The 19,963-nt window shown below is 62.1% G+C and carries 19 protein-coding genes; 6 read left to right on the top strand and 13 right to left on the bottom strand.

Features of this window, described 5'->3' with window-relative positions:
* Positions 1-13 precede the first annotated feature (13 nt).
* From AADW23_RS11035 to AADW23_RS11015, 5 genes are all read right to left on the bottom strand, one after another.
* Positions 14-250, bottom strand: a complete 237-nt coding sequence (locus tag AADW23_RS11035; protein ID WP_341860990.1) for an acyl carrier protein — start codon at positions 248-250, stop codon at positions 14-16.
* Between the two features lie 230 nt (positions 251-480).
* Complete coding sequence (gene fabG, locus AADW23_RS11030) at positions 481-1,218, bottom strand: 3-oxoacyl-[acyl-carrier-protein] reductase (RefSeq protein ID WP_341860989.1); 738 nt, start codon at positions 1,216-1,218, stop codon at positions 481-483.
* Positions 1,219-1,236: 18 nt separating this feature from the next.
* Complete coding sequence (locus AADW23_RS11025) at positions 1,237-1,650, bottom strand: hypothetical protein (RefSeq protein WP_341860988.1); 414 nt, start codon at positions 1,648-1,650, stop codon at positions 1,237-1,239.
* Positions 1,647-2,588 (bottom strand): ACP S-malonyltransferase, encoded by a 942-nt coding sequence (fabD, locus tag AADW23_RS11020; protein ID WP_341860987.1) that lies wholly within the window; start codon positions 2,586-2,588, stop codon positions 1,647-1,649. The genes AADW23_RS11025 and fabD overlap by 4 nt, the downstream gene beginning before the upstream one ends.
* Before the next feature lie 161 nt (positions 2,589-2,749).
* Positions 2,750-3,637, bottom strand: a complete 888-nt coding sequence (locus AADW23_RS11015) for a hypothetical protein (RefSeq protein ID WP_341860986.1) — start codon at positions 3,635-3,637, stop codon at positions 2,750-2,752.
* Positions 3,638-3,973: 336 nt separating this feature from the next.
* On the opposite strand from AADW23_RS11015, the gene rpsF reads away from it, so the two are divergent.
* The 4 genes from rpsF (at position 3,974) to AADW23_RS10995 (ending at position 6,522) form a co-directional block, all read left to right on the top strand.
* Entirely contained in the window at positions 3,974-4,327 is a 354-nt protein-coding gene (rpsF, locus tag AADW23_RS11010; protein WP_341860985.1) for a 30S ribosomal protein S6, read from the top strand.
* A gap of 32 nt (positions 4,328-4,359) precedes the next feature.
* A complete protein-coding gene (gene rpsR, locus AADW23_RS11005) occupies positions 4,360-4,587 on the top strand; it encodes a 30S ribosomal protein S18 (RefSeq protein ID WP_011454743.1) in 228 nt (75 codons plus the stop codon).
* 12 nt (positions 4,588-4,599) lie between these two features.
* Entirely contained in the window at positions 4,600-5,220 is a 621-nt protein-coding gene (rplI, locus tag AADW23_RS11000; protein WP_341860984.1) for a 50S ribosomal protein L9, read from the top strand.
* Between the two features lie 93 nt (positions 5,221-5,313).
* A complete protein-coding gene (locus AADW23_RS10995; RefSeq protein WP_341860983.1) occupies positions 5,314-6,522 on the top strand; it encodes a PQQ-dependent sugar dehydrogenase in 1,209 nt (402 codons plus the stop codon).
* 134 nt (positions 6,523-6,656) lie between these two features.
* Here AADW23_RS10995 and AADW23_RS10990 read toward each other — a convergent pair whose 3' ends face one another.
* The 5 genes from AADW23_RS10990 to tig form a co-directional block, all read right to left on the bottom strand.
* On the bottom strand, positions 6,657-7,112 hold the full coding sequence (locus AADW23_RS10990) for a hypothetical protein (protein ID WP_341860982.1): 456 nt from the start codon (positions 7,110-7,112) through the stop codon (positions 6,657-6,659).
* A 250-nt stretch (positions 7,113-7,362) separates the two neighbouring features.
* The gene (locus AADW23_RS10985) at positions 7,363-8,871 is read right to left on the bottom strand and encodes a hypothetical protein (RefSeq protein WP_341860981.1); all 1,509 of its coding nucleotides are present in this window, start codon (positions 8,869-8,871) and stop codon (positions 7,363-7,365) included.
* A gap of 243 nt (positions 8,872-9,114) precedes the next feature.
* Entirely contained in the window at positions 9,115-9,639 is a 525-nt protein-coding gene (locus tag AADW23_RS10980) for a hypothetical protein (protein ID WP_341860980.1), read from the bottom strand.
* Between the two features lie 78 nt (positions 9,640-9,717).
* Positions 9,718-10,377: a hypothetical protein gene (locus AADW23_RS10975; RefSeq protein WP_341860979.1), complete on the bottom strand. Its 660-nt coding sequence runs from the start codon at positions 10,375-10,377 to the stop codon at positions 9,718-9,720.
* A gap of 260 nt (positions 10,378-10,637) precedes the next feature.
* Positions 10,638-11,963 carry a trigger factor gene (tig, locus tag AADW23_RS10970; RefSeq protein WP_341860978.1) on the bottom strand — a complete coding sequence of 442 codons (1,326 nt, stop codon included), beginning with the start codon at positions 11,961-11,963 and terminating at the stop codon, positions 10,638-10,640.
* Between the two features lie 248 nt (positions 11,964-12,211).
* Between tig and AADW23_RS10965 the strand changes: the two genes are divergently transcribed.
* Positions 12,212-14,317, top strand: coding sequence for a protein kinase (locus tag AADW23_RS10965; RefSeq protein WP_341860977.1), 2,106 nt, complete (start codon positions 12,212-12,214; stop codon positions 14,315-14,317).
* 6 nt (positions 14,318-14,323) lie between these two features.
* Here AADW23_RS10965 and AADW23_RS10960 read toward each other — a convergent pair whose 3' ends face one another.
* Complete coding sequence (locus AADW23_RS10960) at positions 14,324-14,974, bottom strand: tyrosine-protein phosphatase (RefSeq protein ID WP_341860976.1); 651 nt, start codon at positions 14,972-14,974, stop codon at positions 14,324-14,326.
* 101 nt (positions 14,975-15,075) lie between these two features.
* Here AADW23_RS10960 and AADW23_RS10955 point away from each other — a divergent pair, with 101 nt between their 5' ends.
* Positions 15,076-18,558, top strand: a complete 3,483-nt coding sequence (locus tag AADW23_RS10955; RefSeq protein WP_341860975.1) for a protein kinase — start codon at positions 15,076-15,078, stop codon at positions 18,556-18,558.
* Here AADW23_RS10955 and AADW23_RS10950 read toward each other — a convergent pair whose 3' ends face one another.
* Both AADW23_RS10950 and AADW23_RS10945 read right to left on the bottom strand, forming a co-directional pair.
* On the bottom strand, positions 18,559-19,515 hold the full coding sequence (locus AADW23_RS10950) for a sulfite exporter TauE/SafE family protein (protein WP_341860974.1): 957 nt from the start codon (positions 19,513-19,515) through the stop codon (positions 18,559-18,561).
* Positions 19,512-19,961 carry a hypothetical protein gene (locus tag AADW23_RS10945; RefSeq protein WP_341860973.1) on the bottom strand — a complete coding sequence of 150 codons (450 nt, stop codon included), beginning with the start codon at positions 19,959-19,961 and terminating at the stop codon, positions 19,512-19,514. Before AADW23_RS10945 ends, AADW23_RS10950 begins: the two co-directional genes overlap by 4 nt.
* Positions 19,962-19,963: the final 2 nt, after the last annotated feature.

Genomic DNA, 19,963 nt, shown 5'->3' with positions numbered 1-19,963 from the left:
AAACACTGCGCAATCAGGCAGTTGCTTCGCTGATGAACTTCGTCGCGTCGCCGAACGTCTGGATCGTTTCGGCCGCGTCGTCAGGGATCTCGATCCCGAATTCTTCTTCAAAAGCCATGACCAGCTCGACCGTGTCGAGCGAATCTGCGCCCAGATCGTCGATGAAGGACGCGCCCTCAACAACTTTATCTTCGTCCACGCTCAGGTGCTCAACAACGATCTTTTTCACGCGGCTTGCGATGTCGCTCATGTTACGTTCCTCATCTTGTGTCAGGGCAAATGCACGGTTTTGTGCGCCCCTGTTTCAGTGCTGCCGTTGCGGCCTCTCAGGATGCCCGCACCACCCGGATTAGGTGGGAAAGGCCAACCGGGTGAACAAGTCCTCCGGTGAAATCTGCGCCGCCTATAGCATATGTTGCGGCCATGGCAATGCCTTGAGCATGCCTTTCTAACGTAAGGTCAAGTGCCCTAGCATACCATCTAAATCATCGCCATGCCGCCATTTACATGCATCGTCGTGCCGGTCAAATAGCCCGCTTCTGCGCTTGCAAGGAACAGGGCCGAGGCCGCGATTTCGTCGGCAGAGCCCATGCGACCGGCTGGAATTTGCACCAGAATTTTTTCTTTCTGATCGTCGGTCAGCTTGTCGGTCATCGCTGTTTCAATGAAACCGGGCGCAATGCAGTTCACGGTGATTCCACGGCTCGCGACCTCATAGGCCAGCGATTTCGACATGCCCACCATGCCCGCCTTGGAGGCCGCGTAGTTGGCTTGTCCCGGGTTGCCCGTGGTCCCCACAACGCTCGAGACGTTGATGATCCGGCCCCAGCGCGCCTTCATCATGCCGCGCAAGGCGCCCCGGCACAGGCGCATGGTCGAGGTCAGGTTGACCTCCAGCACGCTCGCCCATTCCTCGTCGGACATGCGCATGAACAGGTTGTCCTTCGTGATGCCCGCGTTGTTGACCAGCACATCCAGGCTGCCCATCGCGGCAATCGCCTCTTTCGGCAGGGCGTCCACCGCCTCGGCATCGCTCAGGTTGCAGGGCAACACATGGGCGCGGTCACCCAGCTCAGCGGCCAGCGCCTCCAACGGCTCTACCCGCGTGCCCGACAGGCCCACCGTGGCGCCTGCTGCGTGCAACTGCCGTGCAATCGCGGCACCAATGCCGCCCGATGCGCCGGTGACCAGCGCGTTTTTTCCGGTTAGATCAAACATTTCTGCCCCTTTTCTCTTCTATTCCAACGCAAGCGTGCCAGCCAATGCCTCACGCTCCCCCAACACCCAACGCCCCACGTCCACATAATCAAACGCCAGTGAGATGACGATGATCGCAAGTGACACCGACATCAAGCCACGCGGCCAAATCGGCATGTCTTCGCGTCGGACCAGACGCCACAGGTAGACCGCCAACGGCGTCCAAAAAACGACATGAGCCAACCCCAAGAGCTTCACGTAGCCCAGCTGATCGTACATCCAGCTCACCCCATACGCCGCCAAGATTGAGGCCCCCAAGGTCAGCACCCCCGCGACCCGGCTCTGCTTCCAGATCAGAAAGCTCACCGGCAGGAAGTAGGCACCCAAAACCAGGATAATCACCCACGTGCGCACCCAGAAGGGTTGTACCGCTACGGCGTCTGCAAGGCTCATTGCGCAAGCGTCGCAACCGCCTTTGACACATCATCGGGCGTGCCGACCGCATGGGGCGTGACTGCGCGGTCAATGCGTTTGACCATGCCCGACAGGGCCTTGCCCGCGCCGATCTCGTACACTTCCGTGACGCCCTCGGCTGCCATCCACGCCACGCTTTCGCGCCACCGGACCCGGCCCGTGACCTGCACAACCAAGTTCTCCCGGATCACCGCCGGGGCGCTTTCGGCCCGCGCCAATACGTTGCCCACCAGCGGCACGACGGGGGCTTGCATATCCACCTCGCCCAACGCTTGCGCCATGGCATCGGCGGCCGGTTGCATCAACGCGCAATGGAACGGTGCGGACACCGGCAGCAGCAAGGCGCGTTTTGCGCCCTTGGCTTTGGCAATCTCGCATGCCCGCTCCACCGCGGCTTTCGCGCCAGAGATCACAACTTGCGCCGGGTCGTTGTCGTTGGCCGCTTCGCAGACCTCTCCCTGGGCCGCTTCCGCTGCCACTTCTTCTACCGCTGCAAGGTCAAGGCCCAGAACCGCCGCCATGGCCCCCTCGCCCGCCGGAACGGCCGCTTGCATCGCCTCGCCACGCAGGCGCAACAGGCGCGCGGTATCTGCAAGGCTGAACGTGCCCGCCGCACAAAGGGCCGAGTATTCACCCAGAGAATGCCCTGCCACAAAGGATGCCGCCGTGACGTCAACGCCTTCCGCCTTCAACGCCGCCATGGCCGCCAATGATGTGGCCATCAACGCAGGCTGCGCGTTTCGCGTCAGGGTCAGGGCCTCGATCTCGCCTTCCCAGATCAGCGACGACAGGCTTTCGCCCAAGGCGTCATCCACCTCGGCGAAGACGGCCTTTGAGGCCGGATAAGCATCCGCGAGGGCGCGGCCCATGCCGATGGTTTGCGCCCCTTGGCCGGGAAAAATGAAAGCTCGGGTCATATGCGGTCCCCTTGGGTCAGTCGCGGAACAAAATGGTGACCTTTCAGCTACCCCAAGCCCGCGCCTATCGCAACGTTGCACAAAACGGCACCTGCACGAAAACAGGCGGCCCGCTGACGCGCACCGCCTGTTTCGTGATGTTTATCGACGTCGGCGTGTCGTTAGTCCCGAGCGCGAATCTCCAGCTGTGCGTTGCAGGTACCGCCGGAATATACCCCCAACCATACATCCACACGCCCGTTCAGCGCATCGGTATCATTAAGCCTCAGCTTCGAATAAAGACCGCTGCCGCCGTCATCATCGAAGTAGAAGTTGCCCTGCGCATCGCGTACCAAAATCGTGGTGTCGCACGACGCATCCCGAACCCGAAACTCTAGCGATTTATAGTTTTCCATATCCGTCAGGCTCAGCGTGAACGTCGGGTTCGCGTCGAAATGCGCCCAGTTGTTTGGCATGCCGCTACAGGAGCGCAGGTTGGTATAACCCGAGTACCGTACATAATAGTCGTCTCGCCCCGTCAGGTCCGACCCATCCGACGCAATCGGGATACCGTAATACGCCGTCGACGGGCACCCGGCCGCAGGCGCACTGGCAGTTGGTGGGTCAGGATCGGGATCGGGCGTCGGATCGGGGTCCGGCGTCGGATCGGGATCGGGCGTCGGGTCTGGGTCAGGATCGGGATCAGGCGTCGGATCGGGATCAGGCGTCGGATCGGGATCGGGCGTCGGATCGGGATCGGGTGTTGGGTCAGGCGTCGGATCGGGGTCTGGCATCGGGTCGGGTCCCGTACCCGTGCCCGGATCACATGAGTTTCCACCCGTGCAGTCTTCACCCGCTTCGCTATCAGGCTGAACCGCCAACTGGCTGTCCCAAGCGGTCTCGAACAAACCACCCTGAAGCTCGCCCTGAATTTGGCCGCTTTCGGTCGTCAGCGCCTCTCCGGTCTGGTTCGACACGGCAAGACCCAGCCCCACCAACAGAGCCATTACCACGACCCAATCGACCGTCGCGGCGCCGTTTTCGTCCCTTATATAACATTGGTACGCCACGGGGGCCTCCATTCACTTGGTTCTTGGGGCATCTGCCCTTGTCTGTTCTGGGCAAATCCGCCCATTTGTGCGCGATAGTCCGACGTCGGACGGCACAATCCGAGGCTTTTGTGCCAAGGCATCGTGGTGGAAATGGGGCAGAAACGCGCAAACCCTGTGGTCACTGGTCCAAAAGCCCCTTCGCGGGCGACGAAAGGCTAGACATCCACGCCGCACGGGCGTACACGCGCCCATCCTTGCTAAGATATGTGTTTGGCGTGATCCCTCGTGGCTGGGGGGCAAGGATTGAAGTGCCCGGCCTTTGAAACGCGCCCGAAACGATGAACTGGAGTTCCCATGGCTCTCTATGAGCACGTGATGATTGCGCGTCAGGACCTGTCCAACACGCAAGCCGAAGCGCTGAACGAGCACTTTGGCACCGTCCTTACCGACAACGGCGGCACTGTGGTCGACACCGAATATTGGGGTGTTAAGACCATGGCCTACAAGATCAACAAGAACCGCAAGGGTCACTATTCCTTCCTTCGCACGGATGCACCATCCGCCGCGATCCAGGAAATGGAACGCCTGATGCGCCTGCATGACGACGTGATGCGCGTTCTGACCATCAAGGTTGACGCCCACGAGGACGGCCCTTCCGTCCAGATGCAAAAGCGCGATGAGCGTGAACCCCGCCGCGAGCGTCGTTGATTCGACCGCCTTCAGTTTGAAAGGACACCAAAATGGCCGCTAAACCATTCTTCCGCCGCCGCAAGACCGACCCGTTTGAGGGCGAGAACGCGCCGAAGATCGACTATAAAGACACACGTCTTCTGCAACGCTACATCTCCGAGCGTGGCAAGATCGTGCCTTCCCGTATCACCGCTGTAGGTGCCAAGAACCAGCGTGCGCTTGCAAAAGCCATCAAACGCGCCCGGTTCCTCGCCCTGCTGCCCTACGCCGTTAAATAAGGAGCGCACACCATGGACGTTATCCTTCTGGAACGTGTGGCGAAGCTGGGTCAAATGGGCGAAGTAGTCTCTGTCAAAGAGGGCTACGCGCGCAACTTCCTTCTGCCGCAAAAAAAGGCGCTTCGCGCCAACGAAGCCAACCTGAAGACCTTTGAAAACCAGAAAGCGCAACTTGAAGCGCGCAACCTGGAAACCAAAGCCGAAGCCGAGAAGCTGGGTGAGACACTTGCTGGTCAGCAGTTCATCATCATCCGCTCTGCTTCCGATTCTGGTGCGCTTTACGGCTCTGTCACCATCCGTGACGCCGCCGAAGTTGCGACAGCTGAAGGCTTCTCCATCGATCGCAAGCAGGTCGCATTGACCGCACCGATCAAGGACCTGGGCATCCACACGGTCATCGTCAATCTGCACCCCGAAGTGCAGGTCGAGATCGAGTTGAACGTGGCCCGCTCCACCGAAGAAGCCGAGCTTCAGGCATCGGGCAAATCCATTCAGGATCTGGCCGCTGAAGAAGAAGCACAGGCAGAGTTCGAGATCGCCGAGCTGTTCGACGACATCGGTGCCGCAGGCTTGGATGACGACGACGTCGCCCCAGCGCCGGCCGCTGAGGAAGAAGCCTCTGACGAGGACTAATCTTGCCGATCTTGGCACTTCACGAAAAAGTAGGCCGTCTCCCCGTGGAGGCGGCCTATTTGTTTAGGCAACAGCGTTTTCCAAAGGTCCATCATGCTTCGCATTCTGTCCGCCCCGGCCCTCCTCGCTACGCTCCTCGCAGGCGCAGCCTTCGCGCAAGTGGCTCCCGTCGACGACGGCAGCGGTAATTTCGACGCCTCCGTCGCGGCCTTCGCCGGACAAACCGAAGCGCCAGAGGTCACCTCGGGTGTGACCTTCGACGAGGAGGTCATCAGTGGCACCCTCGCCCATCCCTGGGGGCTCGCGATCCTGCCCGAAGACGCGGGCTACATCGTGACAGAACGCGGCGGCACCCTGCGCCACATCACCCGCGACGGCACCATGGGCCCCGAGATCAACGGCGTCCCGGACGTACGCGCGATCCGTCAGGGCGGTTTGTTGGACGTGGCGCTTGCGGCAGATTTCGCCGATAGCCGCGCCATCTACCTCACCTATTCCGCTCGCGAGGGCCTTGCCGCCTCGGCCACGGCGCTTGCCCGCGCAACCCTGTCCGAGGATCACACCGCATTGACGAACGTAGAGGAACTCTGGCGGCAAACGCCCGCCTCGGCGATCCCCGCGCATTTTGGAAGCCGCGTGTTGGTGGATGATGAGGGCTTCGTATTCGCCACCACGGGCGACCGTTTCACGCCGGAAAACAGAGAATTAGCCCAAGACCCCGCGTCCGCGACCTACGGCGCGACCATCATGCTGCAACCCGACCACCATCCCGCCACGTTGGATTTCGTCGACGGTGCCCTACCCGGCGTTCTGACCTACGGACACCGTAATATCCAAGGCCTCGCCATCCAGCCCGAGAGCCAACTTGTGTGGGCGCTGGAACACGGCCCCGCGGGTGGGGACGAGCTGAACGTGATCGAACCGGGCGGCAACTACGGCTGGCCGCGGGTGAGCTACGGGGTGAACTACAACGGCTCCGACGTGGGCGACGGCGAACAGGCCCATGCCCCCGACTTTATCGAACCGCGCTACTACTGGGACCCCTCCATCGCGCCCTCGGACCTGATCTTCTATGAGGGCGAGATGTTCCCCGACTGGCAAGGCGACATCCTTCTGGGCGCTCTGGCGGGGCAATCGCTTGTACGGCTGGATATCGACGGCACCTCGGTCATCGCAGAGGAACGCTTCCGCACAGGCCAAGGGCGCGTGCGTGATGTGGACGTCGATGCAAACGGTGCCATCCTGATCCTGATAGACGACGACCCGGGCGCCCTGATCCGCCTGACCCCCGCCGCTGAATAACGGGACGGCGGGTGGGGCGTGGTATGCGGTTTTGCGTAGGCAAAAGCGCGGACCCGCGTCACCGCGTCCCCGACCAAACGCAAACGGCCCGCCGAAATGGGCGGGCCGTTCTTTAGCAATATCAGTCTTCTATATCAGAATGTTTCCATCTGCAGCGTCGCACCACACAGGTTGGTGCCGTAGGTGCCGACCCAGATGTCGTATACGCCGGAACGTGGGTTCGACAGGTTCACCAGCGGGTTCAGGTTGCCCCAGCCATCGTCGTTGAAATACCAGTTACCGCTCGCGTCGTTCACCAGCAGAACTGTATCGCAGGTGCCGTTCACGCGGATCTCGAGGCGGCGATATTGCTCCAGGCCGTCGATCTGGAACTCGAAGTCAGGGCGAGAGATCACGTGACCGGAATGGTTCCAACCGCAGTTGCGCAGGGACTGGTTGCCGCCCGCCGTGACCGAGTAATGGTTCGGCGTCCAAAGGTCCTGACCGGTCGTATAGCCAGTCTGCACACCTTGGTTCTGCCACGCAGGGCAAGCGGCGGCGACGCCGGCGGTGGCGACCAGAGCGAAGGCGGCGGCGAGAAGCTTTTTCATTGTGTTACTCCGAAATTTCTTTGTCTTGGAAGGGGTTTAGGTTGTTTGGTGTTTCTGTGTGTTTGCAGGCGTTTGGTGTCGTTTGCCTATGAAAGGACTATCGCCTTCGCGGCGCAAATTCGTAAGGCTGGAAATCCTTACCTGTCGTTAATCTTTGGCCTGCCCGCCCCCCTCAACACTCTAACCCAAACAGAAAAAGGGCGCGGTCACGGATGACCACGCCCCTATTCTCGTCAAAGAAGCCTCTGGATTAGAAGTTCCAGGTCTCCAACTCGATCTCACCCTGACACGAGATGGATTCGCCGTAGGAGCCAACCCAGATATCGACCCGGCCATTCAACGCGGCCGTGTTGGCCAGGTTCAACTCAGGCTGGAAGCTGCCGCCCGAGTCGTCGTCGAAGTGCCAGTTGCCCGCGGCATCGTTAACCAAAAGCGTCGCGTCGCAATCGCTTTCAACTTCGATCTCCAGGCGACCATAGGTCTCCATCCCCGACAGGTAGAAGGTGTAGTCCGGGGTGGAGTAAGCCACGCCAGTGCTGCTTGGGATATCCGCGCAGGTGGACAGAGGCGTCACGCCACCGACGTTGATCGCGAAACGATCTGGACCGTACAGCTCGGACCCGGTGGTGGTGACCACGGTTCCTTCAATCGCTGTCGTTGGGCACCCGGCCGTTGGCGTGGGTGTGGGGACAGGCGTCGGTGTGGGCACTGGCACCGGTGCAGGTGCAGGTGTTGGTGCAGGCACCGGAACCGGCACAGGCTGCGGTACGGGTTGTGGAACAGGCTGCGGCACCGGAACGGGCACAGGCTGGGGCGTTGGCGCTACCGCAACAGGGATCGCCTGAAGCGTGAAGGTGCTGGGGCAAACCCGGTCACCATAGGTGCCGACCCACACATCAATCCGGCCATTCAGAGCCGCTGGATCAGCAATGTCCAACTGTGGCTGCAACTGGCCTTGGCCGTCATCGTTGTAGAACCATTCGGTGTTGGCGCCGTTCACCAAAAGCGTGGAATCGCATTCCGCGTTGGCCAGAAGGCGCAGGCTGTGGCCGTCCATACCCGACAGGGAAACCGAGAACTGAGGAACCTGGCTGGCGTAGCCGGCACCCTCTACACCAGGGCATTCGCGTACATTCGTGCCGCCGGTGGCCTGGGCCACATAGGACAGCGGCTGAAGGATTTGGCTCGCGTCAAACGAAAGCGCGGGGCCAGGGACTTCCCATGTGGGGCACGCGCTGGCCGGAACCGGCACAGGTTGCGGCACGGGCTGTGGGACGGGCTGAGGCACGGGAACCGCGCCGCCACCCAAGGCCTGAACCGCCAGCGTCGCGGGGCAACCGCCGCCAGCAAATGTACCGATCCAGATATCGACACGGCCGTTACCGGCGCCCGCAGGAAGGGTCAGGCCGGGCTGCAAGCCGTTGCGGTCATCGTTGAAGTACCACTGGCCGTTGGCATCGTTCACCAAGAGCGCCGGGTCACAGCTGGAGGTCGCCGTCACATCCAATTCGCGGCCCGCCATGCTGGTCAGGTTCAACGTCAGATCGGGGGCCGAACGGAACTGGCCATAGCCCAAGGACCCCAGACCACATTGGTCCAGCGTGAAGTTACCGCCTGCCGTTACCGAGAACCCCTGGGGGTTGCCGATCTGAGAGGCATCGTAGCTTAGCGCTCCGGTCGAGAGTTGATAGTTGGGGCAAGCCATTGCGGCACCGCCCATTGCAAACATTGCAATCGCGCTCGCAGTCATAAGACGCATGGTGTTGATTTCCTTCCTGTTTGGGGACTGGCGAGGGGTGCCTTGTCCGCCTTAGTTCGTCGTAATGAGATCAATCATATTGTTAAAAATGCTGCCGCAGAACTGCGGAAACCCTGACCTTCCGTATACAAGCAATACGTTAGCCGGGCAGACGGAATGACCAAAGCCTTTTTTATCCAATGGATCAAAAAGCCAAAACCGCCCCCTGTTCTGCAAGGGGCGGTGGCCGATCGGTCAGGGGGGTTAGCTGCCGAACAGACGCTGCCACAAGCTCAGGCGGGGGGCCTCTGCGCTGGGGCTGGACTGAATCACCGCCGTATTGGTGCCGTTCACGACAAAGGTGTTGCTGCCCGCAGGCGCGGCATTGGCGGCGTCCGCCATCATGGCAACAAGGCCCGTGTCCGCCTCTGGTTCTGCAACCGGGGCAACGCGCAGGGCTGCAACCTCGGGTGCGGCGTCCGGCGTCACGATCCGCGCGATGGAGCGGCGCGGTACCGGCGCCATGGAGGTCCGGGGCGCAAGGCTACGTGTCTCTGGCGCCAAGGCCGCGATCTGGTTGGCCAGCGCCGGGTTCACCGCGGCCCCCATGGCGCGCCCGTCAAACAAGGCGGACATATCGCGAGGCATGTTAGCCATCGCAGGGGCGTTGCCCATGTTCAGACGCGCGGCAAAATTACCGGGGTTCAGGATGCTGTTGATGTCTTGCGCCGCAACCGGGGCGGCAAGGGTGGCGGCCATAACGGCAAGAAGGGGAAATGTGCGTTTCATAATTTTTCTACTCGAATGGGTTGGAAGGAAAGGAGCGCCCTGCCCCGGCAAAATCACCGGGGCAAAACGATGGAGGGGTTAGAACGACCGCCAAGGAAAGCCATGTCGCGGCAGCATGTGTCGGGGCATCACGGACCGGGGCACCACAGCGCCCGGCGTATTCAGGCGGTGATAGAAGCCCGAGAGGTCATGGGCACCGGGCACAACGGGCCGGGGCAATGTCAACTGCGGAACCGTTGCCCGAGGCAGCGTCGGGAACACATGCCCGAACTGATGCGGCCGCGGCGCGATGACATGAGGGGCGCCGAGGGGGGCCGTGTTCCAGCCGAACAGCCGATGGGGAAAGGGCGAGACAGGACGCGGTGCGGGCAGCGCCTCAAAATGCTCCTCCAGGGCAGCGACATAATCTTCGCGGTCCTCGACCATCTGAGCCAGACGCTTTTCAGCATCCGCGATGTGGCGCGGGGTCCATTCAGGCATGATGCCGCCTTCTGCGGTCGCGTGCTCTGCGCCACAGTCCATCCCAAGGGTCTCACACATCTGGGTCAGGCGGTGGAACGCGGGCATGGACAGGATGTCGGCCCGGTCAAGGGCATCTTCCAGAAGCGGGGCATGGGGGCCGTGGTTGATGATTGCGGGTTCAAACGTGGGCGTGCCTTGAATGACGATCACGTCGGCATGGGCAGCGGCGGAAGCCACCGTCAGGCCAATCGCCACGGCGATGGGGAATTTAAACATTGGATTAAGCCTTTGAGTTAAAATTGGGGGCGGAAAGAAGGGACGAAGAAAGAAAGCGGTGTTGAAAATAGTGTCGTAAAAAATGCCGGGGATCGGCTGTGGGATGACTATGGCTACAGGTCGGCCTGATACTCAAAAGCGGGGCCGCGTTATCCAATAACAATGGGGGCAACCCCCAATGAAATATAGGGAAACGCGCAACAAAAAAGGCGCCCCCTGAGGGACGCCTGAATCTTGCAACCAGCCCCTGAGGGCGGCGATTATTCTTCGTCGAGCGCGTCTACAGCGGCCTTGAGGTCATCCTTGGAGACCTCTTTCTCGGTCACTTCGGCCATCTCACCGATGAAATCGACAACCTTGTCTTCGAACAGAGGCGCACGGACCTGCTGTTGCGCGGCCTGATTCTGTTGAATGAACTCGAAGAACGCACGCTCTTGACCGGGGTACTGGCGGGCCTGGTTCATGATCGCTTGGGTCATCTCGGCGTCGGAAACGGTGACGTCGTTTTTCTGACCCAGCTCGGCCAGCAACAGACCCAGCTTCACGCGACGCGCGGCAAGGGACTTGTGCTCGTCGGTGGTCTCGATCTCGGGGTGGTCGTGGCCTTCCACCTCGGGGTTTTCTTCGTGCCACAGCTGATGGGCGATCTGGCCCGCTTCGGCATCCACCAACGAGGGGGGCAGCTCGAAGGACACAACCTCGTCCAACTGGTCCAGAAGCGAACGCTTCATCACTGCGCGGGCAGCGCCGGTGTACTCAGAGGCCAGACGCTCGGTGATCTGACCCTTCAGGGCGTCCAGATCTTCGGCGCCGAATTTCTTCGCCAGCTCGTCATCCACTTCAGCGGCGACAGGCTTCTTCACCTCTTTGATGGTGCACGCGAAGACGGCGGCTTTACCGGCCAGATGCTCGGCCTGATATTCCTCGGGGAAGGTCACTTCCACGTCTTTGGTCTCGCCGGCTTTCACGCCAACCAGCTGCTCTTCAAAGCCGGGGATGAACTGGCCGGAACCGAGCTTCAGGGGGAAATCTTCCGCCGCGCCGCCTTCAAAGGCTTCGCCGTCCACGGTGCCGACAAAGTCGAACACAACCTGATCGCCGTCGGCTGCTTTGCCCTTCTTGGTGGCAAAGCTTTCAGCGTTCTCGGCCAGATTGGCCAGCGCTTCGGCCACTTCTTCCTCGGACGGGGTCACGACCAGCTTTTCCAGCTTGATCGCCTTGTAATCCACGTCAGGGATTTCGGGCAGTTTTTCGTAGGACATGGAAACAACGATATCGTCGCCTTCTTTCCAGTCTTCGTTGGTCATTTTAACTTCGGGCTGCATCGCGGGGCGATCGCCGGATTCGTCGAGGTGGCCCTGCATGGCCTCATCCACGGATTCCTGCATCGCTTCGCCCATGATCCGGGGGCCAAACTGCTTTTTCAGCAGCGCCATCGGGACTTTACCCTTGCGGAAGCCCTTCATTTCGACCTCGGGGCGCGCTTCTTCCAGCTTGGTGTTCACGCGGGTTTCCAGATCCGACGCCGGAACGGTGATCGTGTATTCGCGCTTCAGGCCCTCGGCCAGGGTCTCGGTTATTTGCATGGGGCATCCTCTTTGCAGCTCTCGCGCGCGCTTGTGTACGCGCGGGCATAATCGTCTTGAAAATCGCGCTCCTTCTATGGGCGGAGGGGCCGATACGCAAGGGGAAGACGTATCGCGCCGGGAGGCACGCGCACATTTGCGTAAGGTTAACCTGACGTTTACAAATTGAGCGGGGATTCGCCACAATCCGCACGGGGGTCCGCGTGGGCCCTGCCCCACCCGTAACCCGCCCGAAGGCCAGCTTTTTCATGTCCGACGATCCCGCCAAAACCCGGATCTTGCCCGACGCCCCCGCCGGAGAGCTTCCCGTCGGCGCAGAGCTGAGCCAGGGCATGTATCGGATCACGGGCCGTATCGCAGCGGGCGGTTTCGGCATTACCTATGAGGCACGCGACAACCTCGACCGTAAAGTTGCCATCAAGGAGTGCTTCCCCGCGGGCCTTGCCCTGCGCGCGGGCGATTTCACGGTATCCGCCGCCAGCGCCTCCACCGCCGAGCCGTTCGAGACCGCGCGCACCCTATTCCTGCGCGAAGCCCGCACCCTCGCCACCCTGCGCCACCCCAATATCGTCCACGTCCAGACCCTGTTTGAGGAAAACGGCACCGCCTACATGGCGATGGATTACGTGGAGGGGCGCGATTTGCAGCATGTCATCACCCATGAGCCCGAGCTGCTGACCCCCGCCTATATCATGGAGCTGACCCGCGCCCTGCTGGCCGCGTTGGACTACCTGCACCGCGATGCGCCCGAACGCGGCAAGGAACGGCTGCTGCACCGCGATATCAAACCCGCCAACATCCGCATTGATCCCCTCGACACGCCCGTCATCATTGATTTCGGCGCGGCGCGGCAGGAAACCAAGGCGCAAAGCCGGGCCGCTGGAACGTTCCGAGTGGTGTCCGACGGCTATTCACCCAATGAGTTCTACGTGCCCGGCACCGATCAGGGCCCGGCCTCGGACCTCTATTCGCTGGCGGCGAGCTTATATCATTGCATCGCAGGCGTGGCCCCGGCGGCGGCGGATGTGCGGGCGCAGAAAGTCTCGAACGGGGAAGAAGACCCCTATATGCCCCTCGCCGGGCGTTTCCCGGCCCATGATCCGCGTCTGTTGTCCCTGCTGGATCGCGCCCTGTCGCGCCCGTTGCGTGACCGTCCCGCCGATGCGCAGGCATGGCTCGCCGCGATCCCCGATGCCACCACGCGGATCATTGCGCCCGTGGCCACACCGCCCGCCCCCGATGCGCCCACCGCCCAAGGCAACGCTTGGAAAGGGGCCGCAATTGCCGGTGCCTCGGCCCTCGTTCTGGTGGGTGTCGGTGTCTATGCGCTGAGCGAGCCGCCCGCCACCGACGCGGAATTGCGCGCGCAACTGGTCGCAGCCCAAAGCGCCATGACCGAGTTGGAAAGCGAATTGGCCGAGATGTCGGACACCGCCGATGCCCTGCAAGCCAATGTGGCCGCCGCTACCGACGCCCGCGACCTTGCCACCAATCGCGCCGAGGAACTGTCGCGCACGGTCAGCGACCTACGCGCAGAGCTTCGCGCGGCGGGCGAAGGGGAAGGCGACCAAACCCGCGTGCTCCGCAGCCAGTTGAACCAAGCGATTGCGGATCAAGGCGCGGCGATTGATGCGCGTCGCACGCTCGAGGCCCAGATCATGGACCTGGAGGCGCAGATTGAAACCCTCGGGACACAAGCTACGGACCCCAGCGCCCTGACCGCTGCCCTTGCCGCGCAAGAGGCCGCCGACCGTGCCGCCACGCGCGCTCAGGCCGATTTGCAGCGCATGGCCGAAGACCTCGCCACCGCCGAGGCAGAGGCCGATCGCCTGACCCTGGCATTACGAGAGGCCGAGGCCACGATTGACCTGATGGCCGCCAACGCGACTGTTCCCAACCCCGGCCCCAACCCCGGCCCTGCCACGGACCCAGCCACCACCTGCCCCGTCCCCGGCGTATCGGGCGAGGAATTGCGCTTCACCGGCACCGACATCTACAGCCCTCAAACCCTGCACACGCAGGCCGGCGGCACGATTGACCTGAACGCCTGTGCCGACCTGCCGTTCAACGCCGCGGGTTTGGTGCATGAGACCCCGAATTATACGCTGTTCCTGTCTGAGATGGCCCAATTCCGCCGGGTAGAAATGCAGGTGGTGTCGGTTTGTGACACGACGTTGCTGGTGGCCGGGAATGACCGGGTCTGGCAGTTCGACAACGACAGCAACGGGGGCATTTTGCCGATGCTGAACCTGACGGGGGCTGCGGCCATCGACGGGCGTGTCGATATCTGGATCGGCACCGCCGATGGGTCCACCTGCACCGCTGATCTAGAGCTGGAAACTTGGCTTAACTAAGCCGCTTCAAAGGCTTGCGGGATCGTATTCAGTCGCGATCCAGTCGCGCAGGCTGATCGGAGCCTTGGCAACACGCGCCTCGTAAGCCTCCAGCACGCGGTCCAGAACTCCGGTCTTGGAAGCGCGGATATGCAAGTGCTTGAACCCCAGGGCACGCTTGGCCTCGGCCACGGGTTTACCCTCCACATGGATCGCCCACATGGCCGCCGCAAGGCCGGTGCGATCCGCCCCTGACTTGCAGTGGATCAAGGCGGGCAGCTGGATCGTATCGAAGGTATCCAACAGGCGCAGCAACGCGTCGGCGCTTGGCGCTTGGCGGGCCGTCAATGGCACGTTTCGCAGGGTCAGGCCCAGGGCGTCACAGGCTTCTGCCTCGAACAATTGTACCGCGTTGTTGGCGGGGCGCAGACTGATGACCTCTACAATCCCGCGTGCTTTCCACTGGGCCAATGTCCCGACGTGGGGATGATTGGAACGATACAAGCCCTCGGCAATCTGGCCTTCGTTGGTCCAGCGTTTTCGCAAAATGCCGTGGTCCACCATGTTGGCGAAAAACTGGCCCTGCCACCGCCCAAGGGCGCTATCAATTTTCTGGTCATAGCGGCGGGTCACAACATCCCACGCGCCAAGCGCTTTTTGCGAAAGACTTAACGACATTCCCCCCACTTGTTGCAGGGCAGCCAAGATTGCAAGCCCTGTAGGTGTTTGGGGCGAAACAGCCGTTTACACCGCCCCGTCCGCCGCGCGACAATGGCCTGATGCCAAACGCGCCCTCCACCCCGCGCGGCCCCGATGCCGTCACCAAACTTCTGCCCGCCGGAGAGCTTCCGGCCGGATGGAAACTGCTGGAGGGTCAGTATGAAATTGTGCGCCTGATCGCCTCGGGCGGGTTCGGGATCACCTATCTGGCCCGCGATACCTTGGGCCGCGATGTGGCGGTAAAGGAATGCTTCCCCCTTGGGCTGGCCCAACGCGCCGCCGCCAGCCACACCGTTAGCGCAACGTCTGCCGGCACGTCCGAGCATTTTGAGACCGCCCGAGGACAATTCCTGAGGGAAGCCCGCATGTTAGCGGGGCTGCGCCACCCAAATGTGGTCCATGTCCAATCCCTGTTTGAAGAAAACGGCACCGCTTATATGGCGATGGATTTCATCCACGGGCGCGACCTGCATGAAGAGATTGAGGGCGACGCCCTACCGCCATCTCGCGTTCTGGCACTGGCGCGCGACCTTCTGGGCGCGTTGGAGTATGTGCACGCCCAAGGGGTGCTGCACCGGGACATCAAACCGCAAAATATCCGCATTGACCGGTTCGGGATGCCGATGCTGATCGACTTTGGCGCAGCGCGGGCCGAAACGCAGGCCCGGTCGCGCATGGCCGGGACGTTCCGCGTTGTGACGGACGGCTACTCTCCCCACGAATTCTATGTCTCGGGCGCCAAGCAAGGCCCCCATTCGGACCTTTACGCATTGGCTGCCACCCTGCACCACGTCATCACCGGGGCCGCGCCGATTGCCGCCGATGAACGTGCCAGCGCCATGGCGACGGGACATGCTGATCCCTACGCCCCGATTGCCGACGCCCATCCCGAATTTGATCCGCGCCTTCTGCATCTGATCGACCGCGCCCTGCGCATGGTCCCCGATGAGCGCCCTGCCGATGCTCGCGCATGGTTAACGGCGTTAACCGATTCCGCAACGGCCCCCTCCTCTGCCCCGCCCGCCGCCGCCCCGTCGCGGCTTTTGGCCGGTGTCGCCATCGGGGCGCTTTTGGCGGGTCTGGCTGGGGCCGCGATCTGGGCGCTGCAACCGCCTTGGCTGTCTTCGGAAATGCCGGAAATGCAGGCGCAGATGCGGCAGCTGGAATCCGAGCTTTCGGGCGCAAACGCCGCCCGCACGGAGGCCGAGGCCCGATTGCAAAGCCTGGAGGCCACCTTGACCGAAGCCGAGGCCGAGTTGTCCCGGTTGGAAGCCGCAAGCGGCGACATGAGCGCCACGTTGGCCGAACTGGACGCGGCCCAAGCGGCCCGCGACGCAGCGACCGCGCAAATCACTGAACTGGAAGGGGAATTAGCGGCCCTGGCCGCGTTGTCAGCGGATCTGGAAGCGGCGCAATCGGCCGCGTCGGCCGCCGCAGAACGGGCTGTTGCCGCCGAGGCTTTGACGGCAGAAACTCAGGCCCGTTTGGTTAACGCCGAGGCCGCAGGCCGCGCCCTCGCCGCCGAAATCGCCGGGTTGGAAAGCGACGGCATCGCCGCCCGCGCCCGCGTCACGACCTTGGAAGCCAGCCTTGCGGAAGCCACAAGCCGTTTGGTGGAGGCCCGCACCACCCAGGCGCTCTTGACCCGCGCCGAGGAAGATCTGGCCGCCGCGCAGACGGCCCTGAACGCCGCCACAATCCGCGCCGCCACGCTGGATGCACAGCTACAACAGGCCGAGGCCCGAGGCACTGAATTGGACGCCGCGCAAACGGAATTGCGGGCGCTGGAAGCATCGCTTGAAACCTCGGAAGCGGCGCGTGAACGCCTGATCGCGCAAATCGCCACCTTGGAAAATGCGCCCTTGCCCAATCTGGCGGAGATCGCCGAATTGCGCGACCGTATCGGCGTGCTAGAAATTGAAAACAACGCCTTACGAGGCCAGATTGCCGCGTTGGAAGGCACAGAGGCTGAGCTTCGCGAGGCGCTAGAGATCGCAGAAAACGCTTTGGCGGCGGCCCTGCAAGCCTCGGTTGAGGCACGGGGCGATTGGGTGCTGCAAGCCACTCTGCGCGCGCCGAATGGCACCTTCGCGTTGCTGCCGCGCTTCTCTTGGGACAACCGCCGCATCGCCGCCGTGGATAGCACCGGCGGCATCGCGCTTTATGATCGGCAAAGCGGCGAATATGAGGCCCACCTTGCCCGCGGCATCCCCGACACTGTGGTGCGATTGGGATTTTCGGCTGGGGGGTCTTACCTGATTGCGACCACGCCGGACGGCACGCCGAACCGCCTGTTTGATGTGCGAACCCGTCGGGAAATCCTGCGGTTCGAACCGGTCACCGTCACCACCGCCAACCGCGCGATCAGCACCGACGAGCAGTTCTTCGTCTTCACCCGCGCTGCCGGGGGCGGACAGGTTAACGTCGTCAATACTTCGCTCGGCTCCCTGAGTGATCCCAACGCCACGCCGGTGGAGCGGATTATCACCTCCGTCCCCGAAGGCACGCCGGTTCGCATCGCCTTCTCTGAAACAAGTAACGAAATCAATATTCTAACCCCTTCCGGCGTCCGCGTCTTCGCGCCCGATGGGCGCCTTCTTCAGACCGCGACAAACCGCATCGGCGCGGTCGCCGCGCTGTCCCCCATTGGCGGCGATCAAGGGTATCTGGTGCTCCACGGCAGCGGCGAAGTGTTGATCTACAACAGCCTGATCGAACAGGAAGTCGTCGCCACCGTCGCGGCACGGGCCGCCTATACCACCTATCGTTTGTCGGGCGATCGGCTCAACTTTCTCCGCGCCAATGAGGAGACCTGGGAGGTGATCGACCTTCTGACAGGCGGCCTGCGCGGCAGCGGCCCGATCGAGGACGCGGCGCGGGGCGCCGCGCTGTCTATCTCGGCCGATGGCACGATGATTTTCATCGGCGCATCCCAGGGACGTACGGCGCGGTTGATGGACGTGGCCACAGGTCTTGAGATCAGGGATTTCGGCACCGCCACGCAGGGGTATTTCAGCTTCGACAACAGCTATCTCGCCACCGGCCGCGCCGATGGGGGCGAGGCCGAAATTTGGCGCATGGGGGTAGAGGAAACCGCCCCGGATTTGCGCGATTGCGCGGTGATCGACCGGGCTATGGATGGCATTCCGATCCTGCCCAACTCACTGGCGCGACAGCGTGTTTTTGACGTCGAAGCAGGCGGAGACGTGGCGCTTTTGCCCTGTGCAGGGGCGCAAGATTCCTCGCTCGCGGCGGCGTTGGAACGGGTGCAACTGGACCTCTCCGTCAGCCAGGCCCCCGATGTGGCGATCAACATACTGGGCACCGCACGCGACTACACGTTGCGCGTCACGGCGGAGGGCATTTGTAACCCCGTCGTCGTCGCTCGCTTCGGCGAAAGCTGGCATTTCGGCACGCAAGGCACCCCCCTTGCCTTACCCGATTCAGGCAACGCCACACGGGCGTTGGACGTATGGCTGGCGACGCCAGAAGGCGTGACCTGCGACGCGCGGATCACCCTTACCGGGGGCGAAGACGGTTAACTAACCAAGGAGAAGATTGAGGCTCGATCCGATGATCCAAAGCGACGCCAATGTTTTCAGCCACAGCGTTCCCAACACCTGTGCCATGCCCTTGGCCAAAGCTCCGCCAACAATCGCGCCGGGCACGGCGATCAGGACGATTTCGGACCGCACGAGACCTGTGAAATACCCCTCCCACACGCCGCAGAGCACACAGACAACGCTGACCCACACGGCCACGGCGATGGCGACCTTCGTTGGAAAGCGACGCAATATCAGATAGATGGCAAGAAACTCTCCGATTCCGACGGAAAACAGAGCCGTTGCGAAACCGCCAATCGCACCCAAGGCCAACAGCACCCACAACTCGGTCGGGGATACCCAGATCTTGCGGTCCTTGGCGGCGTTCCGGCGCTGCATCCAGGCGAAGATCAGCAAAGTGATCCCGAGCAGGAGAGAGAAGACCTTGAACCATCCCAGTAACGCCGCGCCGTCCACCTCCACATAAAATTGTGTTAACAATAGCGCCGGAACCCCCGTTGCGAGGGGTGTGAAGGTTAACGCCATTAAGGTTTGCGCCGAGACCTTCTCATCCCAAGCCAACGCATCCTTCACGAAGATCCCGTGGCCCCACACCAGCGCCCCCACGGACATGCCAAAACACTGTATCGCAAAGGAAACCGCAACGGTTTCCTCGGGTTTCAACGTCGCGATTTGCAACAAGGCAGGCGGCAAAGCGATGCCGCCATCCTGCAATGCACTGAAGACCGGCACAAAGACCACGCCGCCCCCCGTCCCCGTTGCATTGGCGATGAGCGCGCCAACCACGCCGACGGGGAAGAAAAACCAAAGGCCCAACACCGTGCTGAGCGCCAAGGCACTGTCCCAATACAACCACCCATAGGCCGCCAGAAGCACGGCCAGATGGATCGGAATCCATGCCTTCACAACAGGCATCATGGCAGATGGTCGGGTCACAGCTTACCCAACTGCCCGCCCTTGAAGCGCCAGCGAATAAAGAGCACCTGCATCGGCCCGAGCAACGCCAGGAAGGACGGCACGAAGACCAAGGTGTAGTGCCACGCCGGGGTGCTGAGGGATTGAAACGCCGCCTCGGGCAAGAAAGGGAAAAGCCCGGCGCGGGCGACGAAGTAGACGATCGCGAACTCTACCCACGAAAAGAAGGCTTGAAACGCGAAAGGCCAATCCCGTTCCCATCGCAGGGATTGGGCGAAAATGTAAACCGGGTCGAGCAGCAGCCCGCAGCCCGTCACCGCACACAAAAACCACATGTAGATCTGGATCGCGGGCCAGTTCCACGTCCAGCCCACTTGCGCCATCCCGAACAAGAGGGTCACGGGTATCCCGATGAAAAGGAAAAGAAAAATCCGCGTCTGAAGGCGACCCGCGAGGGTGGGAATCATTG

This window comes from Gymnodinialimonas sp. 57CJ19 (assembly GCF_038396845.1).
In the GTDB taxonomy this organism is placed as follows: Bacteria; Pseudomonadota; Alphaproteobacteria; order Rhodobacterales; family Rhodobacteraceae; genus Gymnodinialimonas.
The sequence above is the reverse complement of the archived record's forward strand: the minus strand, read 5'-3'. Positions and strand labels throughout refer to the sequence as shown.

Excerpts from the sequence above, each read along its gene's own strand:
- AADW23_RS11035 (WP_341860990.1), bottom strand. The coding sequence starts at position 250 with ATGAGCGACATCGCAAGCCGCGTGAAAAAGATCGTTGTTGAGCACCTG.
- fabG (WP_341860989.1), bottom strand. The coding sequence starts at position 1,218 with ATGTTTGATCTAACCGGAAAAAACGCGCTGGTCACCGGCGCATCGGGC.
- AADW23_RS11025 (WP_341860988.1), bottom strand. The coding sequence starts at position 1,650 with ATGAGCCTTGCAGACGCCGTAGCGGTACAACCCTTCTGGGTGCGCACG.
- fabD (WP_341860987.1), bottom strand. The coding sequence starts at position 2,588 with ATGACCCGAGCTTTCATTTTTCCCGGCCAAGGGGCGCAAACCATCGGC.
- rpsF (WP_341860985.1), top strand. The coding sequence starts at position 3,974 with ATGGCTCTCTATGAGCACGTGATGATTGCGCGTCAGGACCTGTCCAAC.
- rpsR (WP_011454743.1), top strand. The coding sequence starts at position 4,360 with ATGGCCGCTAAACCATTCTTCCGCCGCCGCAAGACCGACCCGTTTGAG.
- rplI (WP_341860984.1), top strand. The coding sequence starts at position 4,600 with ATGGACGTTATCCTTCTGGAACGTGTGGCGAAGCTGGGTCAAATGGGC.
- AADW23_RS10995 (WP_341860983.1), top strand. The coding sequence starts at position 5,314 with ATGCTTCGCATTCTGTCCGCCCCGGCCCTCCTCGCTACGCTCCTCGCA.
- AADW23_RS10990 (WP_341860982.1), bottom strand. The coding sequence starts at position 7,112 with ATGAAAAAGCTTCTCGCCGCCGCCTTCGCTCTGGTCGCCACCGCCGGC.
- AADW23_RS10985 (WP_341860981.1), bottom strand. The coding sequence starts at position 8,871 with ATGCGTCTTATGACTGCGAGCGCGATTGCAATGTTTGCAATGGGCGGT.
- AADW23_RS10980 (WP_341860980.1), bottom strand. The coding sequence starts at position 9,639 with ATGAAACGCACATTTCCCCTTCTTGCCGTTATGGCCGCCACCCTTGCC.
- AADW23_RS10975 (WP_341860979.1), bottom strand. The coding sequence starts at position 10,377 with ATGTTTAAATTCCCCATCGCCGTGGCGATTGGCCTGACGGTGGCTTCC.
- tig (WP_341860978.1), bottom strand. The coding sequence starts at position 11,963 with ATGCAAATAACCGAGACCCTGGCCGAGGGCCTGAAGCGCGAATACACG.
- AADW23_RS10965 (WP_341860977.1), top strand. The coding sequence starts at position 12,212 with ATGTCCGACGATCCCGCCAAAACCCGGATCTTGCCCGACGCCCCCGCC.
- AADW23_RS10960 (WP_341860976.1), bottom strand. The coding sequence starts at position 14,974 with ATGTCGTTAAGTCTTTCGCAAAAAGCGCTTGGCGCGTGGGATGTTGTG.
- AADW23_RS10955 (WP_341860975.1), top strand. The coding sequence starts at position 15,076 with ATGCCAAACGCGCCCTCCACCCCGCGCGGCCCCGATGCCGTCACCAAA.
- AADW23_RS10945 (WP_341860973.1), bottom strand. The coding sequence starts at position 19,961 with ATGATTCCCACCCTCGCGGGTCGCCTTCAGACGCGGATTTTTCTTTTC.